The sequence below is a fragment of the Photobacterium sagamiensis genome (assembly GCF_050337085.1).
In the GTDB taxonomy this organism is placed as follows: domain Bacteria; phylum Pseudomonadota; class Gammaproteobacteria; order Enterobacterales; family Vibrionaceae; genus Photobacterium; species Photobacterium sagamiensis.
This window is the reverse complement of record NZ_JAKJSP010000029.1, coordinates 45,692-61,226: the sequence shown is the minus strand read 5'-3', so window position 1 is coordinate 61,226 and position 15,535 is coordinate 45,692. Positions and strand designations below refer to the sequence as shown.

General features: G+C 43.6%; 15 protein-coding genes. 10 read left to right on the top strand and 5 right to left on the bottom strand.

What is annotated here, in order from left to right:
* Positions 1-64 precede the first annotated feature (64 nt).
* Positions 65-694 (bottom strand): HD domain-containing protein, encoded by a 630-nt coding sequence (locus L4D76_RS15085; protein WP_428441718.1) that lies wholly within the window; start codon positions 692-694, stop codon positions 65-67.
* 533 nt (positions 695-1,227) lie between these two features.
* On the opposite strand from L4D76_RS15085, the gene L4D76_RS15080 reads away from it, so the two are divergent.
* Complete coding sequence (locus L4D76_RS15080; RefSeq protein ID WP_428441717.1) at positions 1,228-1,551, top strand: hypothetical protein; 324 nt, start codon at positions 1,228-1,230, stop codon at positions 1,549-1,551.
* A gap of 445 nt (positions 1,552-1,996) precedes the next feature.
* On the opposite strand, the gene L4D76_RS15075 is transcribed toward L4D76_RS15080, so the two are convergent.
* On the bottom strand, positions 1,997-2,275 hold the full coding sequence (locus L4D76_RS15075; protein WP_428441716.1) for a hypothetical protein: 279 nt from the start codon (positions 2,273-2,275) through the stop codon (positions 1,997-1,999).
* Between the two features lie 469 nt (positions 2,276-2,744).
* Positions 2,745-3,032: a hypothetical protein gene (locus L4D76_RS15070; protein WP_428441715.1), complete on the bottom strand. Its 288-nt coding sequence runs from the start codon at positions 3,030-3,032 to the stop codon at positions 2,745-2,747.
* An 845-nt stretch (positions 3,033-3,877) separates the two neighbouring features.
* On the opposite strand from L4D76_RS15070, the gene L4D76_RS15065 reads away from it, so the two are divergent.
* Together L4D76_RS15065 and L4D76_RS15060 are read left to right on the top strand one after the other, a co-directional pair.
* Complete coding sequence (locus L4D76_RS15065) at positions 3,878-4,810, top strand: cation diffusion facilitator family transporter (protein WP_428441714.1); 933 nt, start codon at positions 3,878-3,880, stop codon at positions 4,808-4,810.
* A gap of 288 nt (positions 4,811-5,098) precedes the next feature.
* Complete coding sequence (locus L4D76_RS15060) at positions 5,099-5,485, top strand: hypothetical protein (RefSeq protein WP_428441713.1); 387 nt, start codon at positions 5,099-5,101, stop codon at positions 5,483-5,485.
* Between the two features lie 129 nt (positions 5,486-5,614).
* Here the strand turns inward: L4D76_RS15060 and L4D76_RS15055 are convergent, their stop codons facing one another.
* The gene (locus L4D76_RS15055) at positions 5,615-7,579 is read right to left on the bottom strand and encodes a bifunctional diguanylate cyclase/phosphodiesterase (RefSeq protein WP_428441712.1); all 1,965 of its coding nucleotides are present in this window, start codon (positions 7,577-7,579) and stop codon (positions 5,615-5,617) included.
* A gap of 5 nt (positions 7,580-7,584) precedes the next feature.
* Positions 7,585-8,241 carry a transglutaminase-like cysteine peptidase gene (locus L4D76_RS15050; protein ID WP_428441711.1) on the bottom strand — a complete coding sequence of 219 codons (657 nt, stop codon included), beginning with the start codon at positions 8,239-8,241 and terminating at the stop codon, positions 7,585-7,587.
* Positions 8,242-8,758: 517 nt separating this feature from the next.
* Here L4D76_RS15050 and astB point away from each other — a divergent pair.
* The 7 genes from astB to L4D76_RS15015 all read left to right on the top strand — a co-directional run bounded on the left by astB (position 8,759) and on the right by L4D76_RS15015 (position 15,526).
* Positions 8,759-10,093: an N-succinylarginine dihydrolase gene (gene astB, locus L4D76_RS15045; protein WP_428441710.1), complete on the top strand. Its 1,335-nt coding sequence runs from the start codon at positions 8,759-8,761 to the stop codon at positions 10,091-10,093.
* Positions 10,094-10,270: 177 nt separating this feature from the next.
* Positions 10,271-10,792 carry a DUF2058 domain-containing protein gene (locus L4D76_RS15040; RefSeq protein WP_428441709.1) on the top strand — a complete coding sequence of 174 codons (522 nt, stop codon included), beginning with the start codon at positions 10,271-10,273 and terminating at the stop codon, positions 10,790-10,792.
* A 230-nt stretch (positions 10,793-11,022) separates the two neighbouring features.
* Complete coding sequence (locus L4D76_RS15035) at positions 11,023-11,721, top strand: thermostable hemolysin (RefSeq protein ID WP_428441708.1); 699 nt, start codon at positions 11,023-11,025, stop codon at positions 11,719-11,721.
* Between the two features lie 2 nt (positions 11,722-11,723).
* Positions 11,724-13,295, top strand: coding sequence for an AMP-binding protein (locus L4D76_RS15030; protein ID WP_428441707.1), 1,572 nt, complete (start codon positions 11,724-11,726; stop codon positions 13,293-13,295).
* A gap of 20 nt (positions 13,296-13,315) precedes the next feature.
* A complete protein-coding gene (locus L4D76_RS15025) occupies positions 13,316-14,017 on the top strand; it encodes an iron-containing redox enzyme family protein (protein WP_428441706.1) in 702 nt (233 codons plus the stop codon).
* Between the two features lie 25 nt (positions 14,018-14,042).
* Complete coding sequence (locus L4D76_RS15020) at positions 14,043-14,846, top strand: SDR family oxidoreductase (RefSeq protein ID WP_428441705.1); 804 nt, start codon at positions 14,043-14,045, stop codon at positions 14,844-14,846.
* Positions 14,847-14,863: 17 nt separating this feature from the next.
* On the top strand, positions 14,864-15,526 hold the full coding sequence (locus tag L4D76_RS15015) for a tetratricopeptide repeat protein (protein WP_428441704.1): 663 nt from the start codon (positions 14,864-14,866) through the stop codon (positions 15,524-15,526).
* Positions 15,527-15,535 lie beyond the last annotated feature (9 nt).

Here is a 15,535-nt window from a genome sequence, read left to right as displayed (position 1 = left end):
GCCGCTGTTTTCGTATTAACTGTTTTCGTGTTAAGAGAGGCCGTATCTGCGGCCTTTATCTTTTCTAGCCTTGGATTTCATGACGTAACTGCGTCAAAAAGCCTTTCATATACTCAGTTCGTTTAAGCGCCTCTTGTCTTGCCGCTGGGGTGTTCATCGTATCCTGCAATTTAAACAGCTTGGTGTAGAAGTGATCAACCGTGAATAGCTTATCGTTATAAGTACGTGTTTCACAAAAAGGGTCCTCATCCGAATACAGGCTTGCCTTAAAAGAAGTACCGACCTGAATACAGCGCGCAATACCTATCGCTCCTAAGGCATCAATACGATCAGCATCTTGCACTATGGCGGCTTCTAACGTTCTTACCGAAATGTTTGCACTGTAGCTATGTGCCTCTATGGCGTGTTCGATCTCAGCATAGTACTGTTCTGGATAATCCACAGAGCGCAAAAATCGGATGGCTTCTTTTGCCGCTAAGCGTGATGCACAATGACGCTGAGGGTGATCCTTTGCCAGTGAAACACAATCGTGTAACCAGGCTGCAGGAATGATAACTTCAAGCTTGGCACTTTCCTGATGGGCAAATTGCTTAGCGGCCAGTACAACCCGCTCAATGTGGCTAAGATCATGAGCGGGATCGGTTGTCATCATCTGTTGTACGTATTCTTTTAAATACTGCTCGATACGTTCCATTCGTTACATGTTCCTCAGGAAACCAATCATTAAAATTGTATTTTGCTGGACTTAAGTGACTGGCTCAAGTCTATACCCAAACTACCTCAAGATGCGAGATTCAGAGCTTCCTCTGGGAACTCAATTCGAATGAAATGTATGCAGGAATGGCATTCCCTTTCAAACACATTTTGTGAAGAAGTGATTTTCCAGAGGAGCTCCCAAAGGGCGAGTTTCATTGGCTTTTATTCTGTGTTGGCCATTCTCTAAATAGAACCACTATTCACTCAAATGGCTGCCTTGCCTAAAAGCCCATGAATTCTCGCTGAACTCTGCATCTTGAGGTGGTTTGGGTATATGCCTGAATGAATTCAAAAATCGGTATTAATATAGCAAACCGCTTTAGTTGAACATAATAAGGTAAAATGTGTTTATTTTTAATTGGTTAGCTACAATGTGTGGTGGGTTTTCATGAAGGATTCAAACAACTGGTGCAGCTTTGTCTAGACTTAAAGACGAACAATAATAATTAGAACTCAGGAGTAGGAATAACTATGAAGGCAAGATTGACCATTATCGCAATGCTCTCATTGTCGGCCATCAGTTGTACCAGTGCGGATTATGAAGACTACCGTTTCTTCCCTAGAGAATATGTGAGTAATGTGGAATATGACAGTATCTATCATTACGGTTATAACCAGGGCTGTGAAAGTGCCTTGAACGCCAAAGGGCAGGCGGGAATGGATTTCCTGAAAGATGAGACGTTCGATGGCAGTGACACCCGATTTAACGAAGGCTGGGATGCAGGAAATAAAGCTTGCAAAGAAGGTGTTCGCAGCGTGATATACATTTTGCAACCCTCAAACTCAGACAGTTAGATACTCAGTTTCAGTCGTTACTAGCAAAATGAACGATGGATAATGCCGTTTGGTGTGAATACAACTGGAAATATTGGAATCAAATCAAGCTACCTGAATGGTAGCTTTTTTGCCTGGCTATATAAATTCAGTGGCTGTGCGTAAGCGTGCATATCCACTGTAAGAAGTTATATGAATCTTAGGAAATAGTTTTCAATTTGGCGAATTAAATTTCTCATAATGAAAAGTGAATGAATATGTGAAAACTAATTACCAATATAATGACAATTGATTATTTATAAATTGCTCTCGAATGAGAATATGTAAATTGCTTGTTAATAAAAACAGACCCCGAAGGGTCTGTTTATTTATAATCTCTATTATTAGGAAACTCAGAAAAAACCTAGCCTGTTTTTTTCTTAATCGTTATTGATACCTAAAAATATAAAGAAAGCGAGCATATTGATTATGCGGCTTGTATCATATCCATTGAGAAAATTTGACTATCATGAAAATTTACTGGTACTACCATCTGTACTTCAGGTAACAAAAGAAAAGCGCTATCATTATGCATTTTTACAATGACTTGCAAGCGCTGAACAATTGCTTCTTGTAGTTGGGTTGTACATTGTTTACTTACTTGAGTGCCAAACTGACTATAATGACCTTTACTAGAATATACCCAGATGCTGAAATGGTGTTTTCCACTTTCAAGCTGCTCGATAAAATCAGTAATATTTTTCATAAAAAGTCCTTTTTATTAAATCAATATCTTTGTATTGACGTATTACTATTATGGAAGGATAGGAATATATTACAATTTTAATTCATTATCGTTATTCAAAATATGTGACATCGGTAAGCTTTTTTTGAGAACTCAATAGTTACCCAATATTGTTTTCATCGTCTCGGTGATAAAAAACAATAATAACTCATCATTTTAAAATGATAGAACAAATGCATGTAAAATATTATAAAATCTAAAACCCTCACCCATATAAAACGTGTTTTATATGTGATAATAAGTAACGTTCAGGTTGCTGTTTAACACCTTGTTAATAAGGTTTATATAAAATGCTTGTAAAAAAACAGACCCAAGAGGTCTGTTTTTTACATATTTATTGATTAGGGCAATTCAGAAATAACCTAGCCATAGTTTTTTCTTAATCGTTTTTGATACCTAAACCAATAAAGATCGCATAGAAGCGCACTTATTATGCTGCCTGTGTCATATCTATTGAGGAAATATGACCATCATGGAAATTGACTGGTATTGCCATATGTACTTCAGGTAACAAGAGAAAAGCATCATCAATTTCATCGTTATGCATTTCTACAATAACTTGTAAATGCTGTTCAATTGCTTTTAGTAGTTGAGGTGTATGCCATTTATTACTTTGAGGGCCAAATCGACAGTAATGACCTTTACTGGAATATGCCCAGATGCTGAAATGGTGTTTTCCACTTTCAAGTTGTTCAATAAATTCGGTAATATTTCTCATAAAAATCCTTTCTTAATGAATAAATACCTTCGTATTGACGACTTAGACATTATGTAATAAATACTTTTTCATTTGGAGAGTTATTCTTTGTTTCTGTTGATTGTGTGATCTGGATCTCAAGTACGCAGTGTTGGAGGGTTTATTTGACTGCAGTTATGGTGATTTAAAGCATATATATCGTTCGATGCTTGATTTATAGATGTAATGCTCTAATGTCATTTAGCTTTTGTTTCATTGTTGTTCAGATTTTGCTGCGGTTTTTTTTGCAAGATGTGAGTCGCTAATTATATTGTTTGCGTATTTGTTGATAAGCACTGGAGGTAATACTAAAGGGCTAGTTTGTTTTTGGTTGGTTATATTTCCTTCAAGCCTTCTCAATAGTCTGAGTTCAGTGAGAGCTTACTGGGTATATATATCAAAACTAGTTAAAGATGCAGGATTCAGAGTGATATCAACAAGTTCGGTTGAAGGAAAATAACGGTAGGAACGGGGGATCCTTTTCAACGCTATTTGCCACCGAAATGGGCTTTCTGAATCACTCCCGAAGGGCGAGTTCACTTGTCTGGTGTGCTGGGTTGCTTCTTTTTGGCGTAGAGCAACTATGTCTTCAAATCAGCGCCTTGCCTGGCAGCCAAGTAATTCTTAATGAAACGAGCATCTTGAAGTGGTTTGTGTATACGGTCAGTTGGAACCGAAGTCAGGATAAAGATATGACAGCCCCTCTGAATAGTATGATGACTGTCGGGTTGAGCTAAATATTTGAGCAAGTAATGGATGTGTAAATCGGATATCATAGTGAAGTAGTTTGAGTACATTATTGTAATGGGTTGTTTTGAGTGGAATTTATGTCAGATACACCGGTAAAATTGATCCAGAAAGCCACTTGGGTTGGAGCAATCGCTAACGTTGCTTTGGCACTGTTAAAAATCACTGTGGGTAAACTGACAGGCAGTCAGGCCTTAATTGCCGATGGTGTCCATAGTTTTTCAGATTTAGTGACTGATACGGCAATCTTGATTGGTTCAAGGTACTGGACCGCGCCTGCAGATAAAGAGCACCCATACGGGCATGGACGTTTTGAAACCCTGACCAATATATTTATTGGTGTACTGCTTGCTATTGTCGGGATCGGGATTGGTTGGAATTCTATTGACTCAATTGGCCATGAATCAAATACTACGCCTGGAATGCTGGCGTTTTGGGCGGCTGTTGCATCTATTCTGGTGAAAGAAGTCCTGTATCGCTGGACGGTGATTCAGTCTAAGAAGATTAATAGTCGTGCTTTATATGCTAATGCTTGGCACCACCGCTCAGATGCATTGAGTTCACTACCTGTCGCTATCGCCGTTATTGCAAACTACTTTGTGCCTGATTTGCATTATCTTGATCAGATCGCAGCCTTGCTGGTTACCGCAATGATATTGAAAGCGGCCTTTGAGATATTGTGGCCTGCAATAGTGGAAATCACTGAAGCAGAAGCAGACAGTGAGATTGAAGCTAAAATTCAGCGTTATGCGAAGCAGGAACGTGATATTCGTGAAGTTCACGCCATTCGTAGCCGCCGTACTGGCAGTATGATTTTGTTAGACTTTCACCTGCTGGTGGATCCGGAGATGAGTGTCGAAAAGGCCCATACTATCACTGAAAACTTTAAGAGCCATATCTTAAAACAAATTGATGAAGTGGTTGATGTGATCATTCATATCGAGCCAGATATCTGTGCAGAACGGGTTATTAACCCGTGCTGTGGTGGAGATGAATGTCATGATGAAATGTAACTCGATGAGGCTTGTCTTGTGATGAGCTAGTCGCTTTAATGACTCTTATTCAAAAAAACGCCTGCAAACTTGCAGGTGTTTTTTTGTTATATAAGCAAAAGTCTGTATGCACTTTTTTATGATTGTCTTATTATTAAGATAGGCTAGGCTCTCAAATATTCACTAGGCTAACTAATACCAACCGGGATAATAACCATGGCATGTTTTGTACTGCGAGAAAGTTGTTGGATCAGTACTGCTGACATAGCACAGTAAGCACTAGTATGAAGCTGTAAAGGGAGAAAGAGTATGCCGTTGATCAGAGTGAAATCGCTTCCATTTGACCATGACGTAGATGTTTCTCAGGTAGTGTGTAGTCTATCGCAGGCAGTATCAGATGCGACCGACATTGAACCTCATCATATTATGATCACCTGGGAATATTTGTCTGCGGGCCACTATTCACATGGCGGTAAAGTAACCCATGTTCAGCCGATTAATACCCATCCTTTGTTGATCGATCTTATCGCACCCAATTTTAATACCGAAGATCAGATTATGGCGATGTTAGAGCTAATCGCTAACACTGTCGCTGAACAGGTGCCAATCGAAAAAAATAATATCTTCATTAATTACACACCGGCCTACAGTGACGGTGTCTATGATGAAGGGCACGTTGTGGAATGGGATATGTAGCATCTGATGACTTATCCACAATATTGGTGGGTAATTGAGGGGATAACTTTTGGACGAAACAGACGTTAATACGCCCTGCGAATAGGCTGATAACTATCCCGGTTGGGAGAAAACCCAATTACCCACCAGTTACTGGGGCAATTGGGTATATCCCGTCTTTTCGTTATTCATCTTATCGACGACATAGCCCTGGAAGCCTCTAACCATTAATTCTGCCAGTTTCTCTTGCTGGCTCATTGTTTCCACCCTGGATGCGATGGTTGTGATCGACAAATTATTAGCCGTACGGGTAATGGAAGCCAGCACGTCTGCTTTGATCTGGTTATCAATTTGATTGGTGTAAGCGAAATCCAGTTTGACATAAGCCGGACGGAATTTGCTGAGATAGCCAATTGAGCTGAAGTTGTGGCCAAAGTTATCAATACCAAAACGGAAGTTATTCTGATGAATGATCTCGCATAACAGGCCGGCATCATCGCTGTTTTTGATGAAACAAATTTCGGGTAACTCAAACAGGATGCGGCTGTTCAGAGCCTGATAGGATTGCATCTTGTTCGATAACCAGCGCATGAAGCCAGTATCGTTGACACTGTTTTGGGTAATGTTAACGGCAATTGGTCCCAGATCAGGGTTGGCTGCAAGTTTATCGAACAGTTGCTCAAGAATGTGCATATCCAGTGGAGCACCCGCGTTTAGCTGTTCAATAGCGCCTAGGAACTGGCCTGCGGAATAACGTTGATTACCTTTCTCAATATAGGCAAAGACTTCCTGGTGCAGAGGAGCACCCTTATGGTCGACGGCTTTTTGAAAGTTAAACTTGAACTGTTTATCGGCAATCGCTTCTTCTACTACTGCTTTCCATTGCTGTTTACCCATTGCAGACTGCAGTTTACTCTGCGCTGATGGTTGTACGATATCAAACAGTGTCAATGGCTCTTCAGCTTGATGTTTTGCCTGCATTAAGGCGTTATCAGCCTGAGCCAGAATGGTGGTGATATTGTCATTTTCACGACGCATAACCAAACCTACAGCGGCTTGTACAGGAGCAACATCTAATGGGTCACTTTGGCTGTCTGAGGTCATGTTCAGCATTGAGCGGCCAATCATTTTAAGCTCTGACGCCGTAATATTCGGGGCAATGAGCATAAATTCGGATTGGTTCAGACGGGCGATGGTGTAATCATCGGTTGCCAGATCTTGTAGCCTGCTCGCGAGTTTCTGTACGAATAGATCTCCCGCTTCATAGCCTTTTTGGGTATAGCAGTCGGGGATCTGGTCAACTTTTAATAGTGCGACACCGCCATCAGAAGGGATAGAGAGCCAGGAACCGAGCTGGGTCATTAAGTAGCTACGGTTTGCCAGGCCAGAAACAGGATCCTGATAGGCGCGGATTCGGAGTTTGTCGGCTTCCTGAGCTTGCTGTTCAAAATGTATTTTAAGCTGATTACTCATGGAATTAAAGGCGAGAACCACATCACTCAGCTCACGAGTACGGGGAACAGATAAAGGCTGACCAAATTGGTTGTCAGACATTTCTCTGGCGCGGCGCTGAATCGATTGTAATGGCTTTAAGACTTTCGACAGGATAATCGCCAGTACCACAGCACCAAACAGGAAGGTCAGTAGAAAACCAATAACCAGCTGCACGGTTGCTTTCCAGAGTTGGATATAAGCATGAGCAGGGCTACTGGTAACAGAAAGAGTTGCCAGTTGCATCCAGCCACTCGTCAGTGTGGTGGATCTAGTTATAGGCTGAATGACAATAGCATTGCGAAACCATGCAGGTACGCCCGAGATTGCTGATGGATAAGTACGCTTCAACTCACTATTATCTTGCAACATTTTCAGGTTGACTTCACTGTAGAAGCTACCGTCGAAGGTCGCGTTGATAACGGACTCGGCTGAAACCTTATCGTCAGCTTCCAGATAAGGTGACAGCGCCATACCCACAGCACTGATGGCGTTATCCATTTCAGTCGATTGCTGTTCGCGAAGAAAGTCTCGCGTGGTATGAAACTGGATAACAAATACGGAGGTGATGAGTGCAAAAAATACAACTAGCATCCATATTAAAAGTTGTCTGTATAGTGTCATTGTGATCACTTATCAAAGTTAATGTTTGGTCGGTGTAGTTGAATTTGGCTTGAACGCTGGCGTAAATCGTTCCACAAACTTAAACGGGAAGATTTCCCCGCTAACTGTCCTTGTCCTTTTTGTTTCATCAGCCAGAGTTTACTACCGTTAAAACTGTAAATAGGCAGTAGATCCGGGCGCTCATTGGCGGGCTTGATTTCACCGTCTAAGTTATCAAGTAGTAAAGGTACAGCTGACGGGGTAGGGTAGTAGGCTACCACCATATGAAACTGATTTAATTTAATTGCTTTTACATATACCAGTCTGAGTTTGTTATCGGCAATGCCAAGTTCACGAAGTGTGAAGTATTTTGCAATACTAAAGTCTTCACAGTCACCAGCCGCCGCACCAAGAAATTCTAGCGGGGTGGCCCAGTAGTCGGTTTTACCCCATAACTTGATGTCATCGATAAAGGTCAGTTGATTAAAGAAGCTATTAACCTCTGCGAGTTTGGTATTTTCGTCATTGGTCGCAACGTTATTGATCAGCTGGTGCCACGCATTCACACGCTTTCCAGCACGTTCCCCGTAAAATTGTGCGACTTTGTTGATTTGCTTTAACTCTTCACTATCAGTCAACGCAATAGCGCTGGCTGATAATAAGATACAGCAAATCCAGAACATAATAGTCTTCAAGGCAATAGGTCTACCGCTGGATCCATGAGCTGTCACGTATAGTGATAATTAATACTCTTCTAAAACGCTGTCTTTTTAGTCAGCTCAATTCTTTATTTGACTGTATTGTCCAGCTTTCTGGTACGTCAAACCGTAATTGTGACAATAACAGGTCCGCGGCGTTGAGAACATGGAATTTATCCAGAATATCATTGTAATAAATGCTTTCAAAACGGATCAATCACCCATAATCAGAAAAAGTCGGCCATCTGATGAGCGGCTTTTTCAATTTCAAACTGACTAATTATGTGTTTAGTTTATGGTGACTGAACTCGTTAAAACATCTGTGTTTAGGTACTAATAAGCAGCTGGAGATAGAACTATTATATTTTTCAGGCGCATAAAAATGCTCTTACTTGATATGAGTATCTACTTTTATTCAATTAATTGGTTTTTTGTTCGACTCTTGTCATAAATGTAAATACTTTGTTATGTTTAACGGGTGGTGAACAAACATGGAATGTCTATGAAAGCATGTGAAGCGAATTTTGATGGGTTAGTTGGTCCGACTCATAACTACAGTGGGCTCTCTTTTGGCAATGTCGCCTCAGAGAAAAACCAGGCTAATGCGTCTAATCCTAAGCAGGCGGCCAAGCAAGGGTTGGCGAAAATGAAAGCATTGGCCGATATGGGGTTAGTGCAAGGTGTATTAGCACCTCAGGAACGTCCCGATGTAAATACACTGCGTCGCTTAGGTTTTACTGGTAGTGATAAGAGTGTAATTGAACAAGCAGCGAAGCAGGCTCCGAAAGTTTTGACAGCATGCTGTTCAGCATCAAGTATGTGGACGGCCAACGCGGCCACTGTTTCTCCGTCAGCTGATACCGCTGATGGAAAGGTACATTTCACCCCGGCTAACCTGACCAATAAATTTCATCGTTCTATCGAACATGAAACGACAGGACGTATTTTGCAGGCAACCTTTGCCGATCCTGATCATTTTGCTCATCATCATGCCCTCCCTGCGGTTGAGCATTTTGGCGATGAGGGTGCGGCAAACCACACGCGTTTTTGCCATCAATATGGTGATCAAGGTGTAGAATTCTTTGTTTTTGGTCGTTATGCGTTTGATAGCCGCCAGCCGGCTCCGCAAAAGTATCCCGCCCGTCATACGTTTGAGGCCTGTGAAGCCGTTGTGCGTCTGCATCAGCTAGAAGCAAAAAATGTTGTTATTGCCCAGCAGAATCCAGATGTCATTGATCAGGGCGTTTTCCACAATGATGTTATAGCGGTGGGTAATAAAAATGTACTGTTTTGCCATGAGCAGGCATTCTTAAATAAGCAGTCTGTCTATACGGAACTGCAGTCCAAAGTGGGGGGGAACTTTAAAATTATCGAAGTACCAACCAGCGCGGTATCCATTGATGATGCAGTGACCAGCTATTTGTTTAATTCGCAGTTATTAGAACTGCCTAATGGCGAGACTTTGTTAGTTATCCCGGAAGAGTGTCGTTCAAATGCGCGAGTCTGGGCGCATGTTGAGCAGATTCTGGCTGCGAATAAAGGTATTGATCAGGTTCGCGTATTTGACCTTAAGCAAAGCATGGCCAACGGCGGTGGCCCGGCATGCTTGCGATTACGCGTTGTTCTTAACGAACAAGAGCAGAAAGCAGTGAATCAGTCGACATTGATGAATGACCAATTATTTGATCGCCTGAATATCTGGGTTGATGGTCATTATCGAGATAGTCTCTCGGAAGTCGATCTGACTGATCCCAGATTACTGGATGAGTCTCGTAGTGCTTTAGATGAATTAACTCAAATTCTTAATCTTGGTTCTGTTTATCCATTCCAACTTTAAAGTTAAGACGGTGCTAAATTAGTACCGTCTGTCTAAAAGCCCACCCCTGAATTCTCGCAGAGCGCTGAATTTTGACGTGGTTATAAGTAGAGAACTGAATGTATTCTTGACCCGTTTCTCTTTCCCCAGCGATAATAGGGGCAATTGATATAAAATTGTCACCACAACGGAGTCAAAATGGCAAAGCTAAGCTTACAAGAGCAAATGCTGAAAGCAGGTCTTGTTGACAAGAAAAAATTAAAAAAAGCGGCGAAGACATCTAAGAAATCGCGCGTTCAGGCAAGAGAGGCCAAAGCGGCTGTTGAAGAAAAAAAAGCTGCGCAATTGGTTCAAGATCAAGAGCTAAACCGTCAACGTGATGAAGAAGCACAAAAGAAAGCTTTTGCATCTCAGATCAAACAGCTTATTGAGATGAACCGTATTGACCGTAAGCACGGCGATATTGGCTACAACTTTACAGACGGTTCGCTGGTTAAAAAGATTTATGTTGATAAGATCATTCAAGATCAGCTCGTGAAAGGTCGTTTGGCGATTGTTCGTTACCTTGATGGCTATGAAGTTATCCCTGGTGTCGTTGCCGATAAAATAGCGCAGCGTGATGACGAGTCTATTGTTCTGAATAACATTGTTGAAGAGCAAACGGTGGAAGAAGATGATCCGTACGCAGACTTCGCCATCCCTGATGATCTGATGTGGTAACGTCATTTAGCCCAACGCTAAAGAGAGTCACCATTCGTTTATAGTGATACTTTGCGAAAAAGCCCCGAATAGCCCTGCACTAGTTCTAGTGAAAAGTGTTTATTCGGGGCTTTTTTCGTCTCATTGTTGTAATTAAGTCGTTATTTTTGTCGGAAGTTTCTTCTCTTAAGGGTTTCTTAAGTTTCCCCCTATAGCTTTAAGTTATCGAGAGCTTATTCGGGGGGATGGCCATGCAAGCCTATCAAGTTGTACTTTCTCAATATGAAATAGTAGTTGCAGATGTCAGCCACCCGCGCCGTCGGGAAATCGAACATTATATCTCGCACAGGTATCAGCAAGCGTTTCAGGCGACAATCTGTGAGTTCATGCCTTACCTGGTAGCGTTATTTGATGATCAGCAGGCGTTGGTTTCCGTCTGTGGCTATCGTCTAGCCAAAGATGAACCGCTGTTTCTGGAACAATATCTTTCACAACCCGCTGAAGTGTTGATGTCGACACACTTCCAACAGCAGATTTCCCGTGACACACTCATCGAATTCGGTCAATTGGCATCATTTTCTTGCGGAATGGCTCCCGTACATTTTGCCGCGATGATCCACCTGCTTCTTGAACAAGGGTATCACTGGTGCATTTTCACAGCGACCGGCCCTCTTTACGCCATGATGAACCGTATGGGTCTGAGACCGCATTCCCTGATGGATGCGGACCCGACTTATATCGCTGATGCCGATGCCGTGTGGGGCAGTTATTACCACAGTAAGCCAAGAGTCTCGGCAGGAAACTTAGAGGATGGACTGGCAGTAATAAATCATCGTATTTCTCGGTTGAACCGCCAGATAGAGAGGCGGGACCGCCCTATTAATCCCCTATCGTTACAGAATATATCGTTACAGCAACTGTCGTTAACTAATGCAGAGAGAAGGAGTTAACGATGGAAGGGATCATCGAAGCGTTACAGCGATTTGCCATTGAACGTCCAAACCAGATTGCTTTGCTTGGTGAAGAATGGGGAAAAGGCGACGCAGAGGGGCATCAATCCTGTCAGCTGAGTTACGCCCGGTTACTGGCTGAAGTTGAGCGAGCCGAACAACAGATAATCAATAGCGGTTGTAAGCGCATAGCATTACGGGCTGAGAACGGGTTCGATTGGGCTATCGCTGATCTGGCCGCAATGAAAGCTAATATCATCCTGGTGCCAGTGCCGATGTTTTTCTCTGCCGCTCAGGTGAAACACCTGCTAGCTTCAGCCCGGATTGATGCGGTGTGTGGGGATTGGCAAGACGTCTTGGATGATTGGAACCACAAGGTAAAACCAATTAGCCCTATTGCCGGACTGCCGTTGTATCAATATCGCCCTGAGCAAGAGGCAATGGCTGATTTGCCTCCGCTGCCTGCACAAACTGCCAAAATCACCTTTACCTCCGGATCAACCGGACAACCCAAAGGAGTGTGCCTGAGTCAGGTGCATTTAGAACAAGTTGCCAATGCTCTATCGGCATCGCTGTTGGCTTCAGGTACCGATATCGAACGTCATATGGTGTTGCCGCCTTTATCTACGCTGCTTGAAAATGTCACCGGTTTGTATATCCCTCTGCTGCTGGGTGCAACCAGCGTCATTGTGCGAGGTGAAGCGGTGGGACTTACCGGATCCAGCCAGTTTAACGGAGCCGTATTTGCCCACGCTCTGGCGAAGTATCAACCGCAAAGTTTAGTGGTAACGCCTGCTTTGTTAACAGCGCTCATTCGTATTGCTGGCCAAGCTCCGGCGCTGATCCAACCACTGCGATTTGTCGCGGTCGGCGGGGCAAAGGTTTCCCCGGCTTTGCTACAACAGGCGCACCAGTCAGGTATTCCGGCCTACGAAGGCTATGGACTGTCAGAGTGTGGTTCGGTTGTCAGCCTGAATCTCCCCGGAGCCATGAAACCAGATAGTTGTGGCCGAGTGCTCCCTCACTGTCAGATCAGCATTGCGGATGACGGTGAAGTAATGGTGGCAGGATCTGCGATGCTGGGTTATGCCGGTGAAACCTGCTCTTCGGAGGTGATTGCAACCGGTGATTTAGGCTATATCGATAACCAGCAATTTCTGCATATCACTGGCCGGAAAAAGAACCAGCTGATCACGGCGTATGGCCGGAATATCTCGCCTGAATGGATTGAATCGGAAACACAGACCATTGCCGGACTCGAACAATTGGTGGTGTTAGGGGAAGGGAAAGATGCCTTGGCGGCGGTGGTATTTAGTTCGCAGCCTGATTTGATTGAAGCCGGTATTGAACGGTTGAATGCCGGATTACCCGATTATGCGCGAATAAAACATGTTGTCGTATCGCCAGATCCCCTGCTTTCAATTTCCGGCCTGATGACCAGTAACGGGCGACCACGGCGAGATGCCATTGCTGACTTCTTCGCTAATGAGCTTGAACCGGCTTATTCCAGCGATACTCACTCGAATATATCCATATCGATGGTTGTTTGTCAGCACGACAAGAGACTGTCATGACTTGTTGAAAGGAAAATGTTATGTCGCAGAACACCTCATTTTTTAATGTGCTGAAACAGCAAACAGCCGATGCGCAATCTTACATGTACAGCGCCCCTGTTTTTGAAGCTTGTGCTCAGGGACAGATCACCCTGCAAACCTATACTGCATTCCTGACGCAGGCTTACCACCACGTAAAGCATACCGTGCCATTACTGATGGGTTGCGGCTCTCGCTTACCGGAACAGTATGAGTGGTTATGTCAGGCGTTAGCAGAATATATCGAAGAAGAAAAAGGACACCATGAATGGATTCTGGATGATATCAGAGCCTGTCAGGCAGATGCCGAAGCAGTGAAAAATAACCAGGGTGAAGGGCGGGTGTGTACACCGATAGAGCTGATGGTGGCGTATTTGTATCACCAGATAGATCGCCGTAATCCCATGGCATTTTTCGGCATGGTATGGGTGCTGGAAGGAACCAGTGTCAGTGTTGGTGGTCAGATGGCCGCAATGATCCAATTCACACTAGGTTTACCCGATCAGGCCATGGTTTACCTGACATCTCACAGCACGTTAGATCAGGAACATATCAAACTATTTGAAAGCCTGATGAATAAGATAGATGACCCGGTCGATCAGCAAGCCGTTATCGATGGCGCCAATATGGTTTTTCGTTTGTATGGCGAGATGTTGCACAGCTTGAGTCAGCCAGTTCACGCCATCTCAGCAAACGCGGCATAAGCAGGTAAAGCAACAGGAGCATGCTATGGATCTGAAAGCGAAACACATTCTGCTGACCGGAGCGAGTGGAGGGATAGGCTCTGCTCTGGCTCTGGCACTAGCTGAACAAGGGGCAAACCTATTGATGGTGGGCAGGAGAGAAACAATGCTGAACGAGCTAAAAGCTAGCCTACCGCGTCCGAGTGAGCACCAGTTCCTTGTTATTGATTTATTAGCGGCTGAAGGAATGAGCGAACTGGATCAGACTTGCAAGCAATGGCGAACGGAAGGGCGGGGCATTGATATCGTAATCAATAATGCCGGGGTCAACACCTTTGCATTTTTGTCACAGCGAGATGCAAAGTCCATAGAAAGCGAAGTCGGCCTTAATGTGATTACACCGGTTTTATTAACCCAAAAGGCGATTCAGTGGATCCGGCGTCCGGGTATTGTTCTCAACATCGGGTCGACTTTTGGTGCGATAGGTTACCCCGGCTACAGTGTGTATAGCGCAACCAAAGCGGCACTCTATCGCTTTAGTGAAGCGATGAATCGAGAGTTAGAAGGTACGGAAATCAAGGTACTGTTTATTGCCCCCCGTGCGACACAGACCGCGAGTAATGATGTTCGGGTCAAAGATATGAATCAGGCCCTGGGAAATAAAACCGATACGCCAGAATGGGTGGCTCAGCAAGTGATAACTACGCTGACAAAAGAAAAGCCCGTGACATGGCTGGGGTGGCCGGAAAAATTATTTGTGCGAATTAATAACCTGCTGCCCAGAGTGGTGTCAGCAGCAATCCGTAAACAACATGCCACGATTACTGATTTTGTCAGTAAACACTCGTAAGCCAGGAGATAATTGCTATGTATGACCCTAAATTTAAACAGACAAAATGTAAACCGACCAAATTGTTGTCAACCATTGCCGTTGTTTGTACTTTCGGCCTGTCTGCCAGTGTTACTGCAGCTACGTTGGAAGATATTCAACAACGGTGGTCAAAATGCCAGTACGACGTGTTTAATAAAGACAACAAAGTAACCTGCTTTGAACAAGTGATAACTGACAATCAAACGGCATTGAATAAAGAGCCGGGCAGGAATGATTTAAAGGTATGGTTGGCGATCAATAAAAGCAGTCTGGCAGGTGCCGAAGGGGGATTAGGTGCGTTGTCGCTTGTGAAAGAATCCAAGAAATTATTGGAAGATGTGATCCAGAAAGAGCCGGAAGTGCTTGATGGTTCAGCATTTACCAGCTTGGGTTCACTATACTATAAAGTACCGGGATGGCCGATTGGCTTCGGTGATGACGATATGGCGGAAACCATGCTTAAAAAAGCATTGGCAATAAATCCTAATGGCATCGATCCTAATTATTTTTATGGTGATTTTCTTGCCGAAGAGGGGCAAAAAGCGCAGGCTGTGGCCTATCTCAAAAAGGCTCAGCAGGCTGAACCCCGGTTAAACCGTGAGTTGGCTGACAGAGGTCGGCAGCAAGAAATTACTAACCGATTAAAAGAACTGCAATAAGGAGCAGCA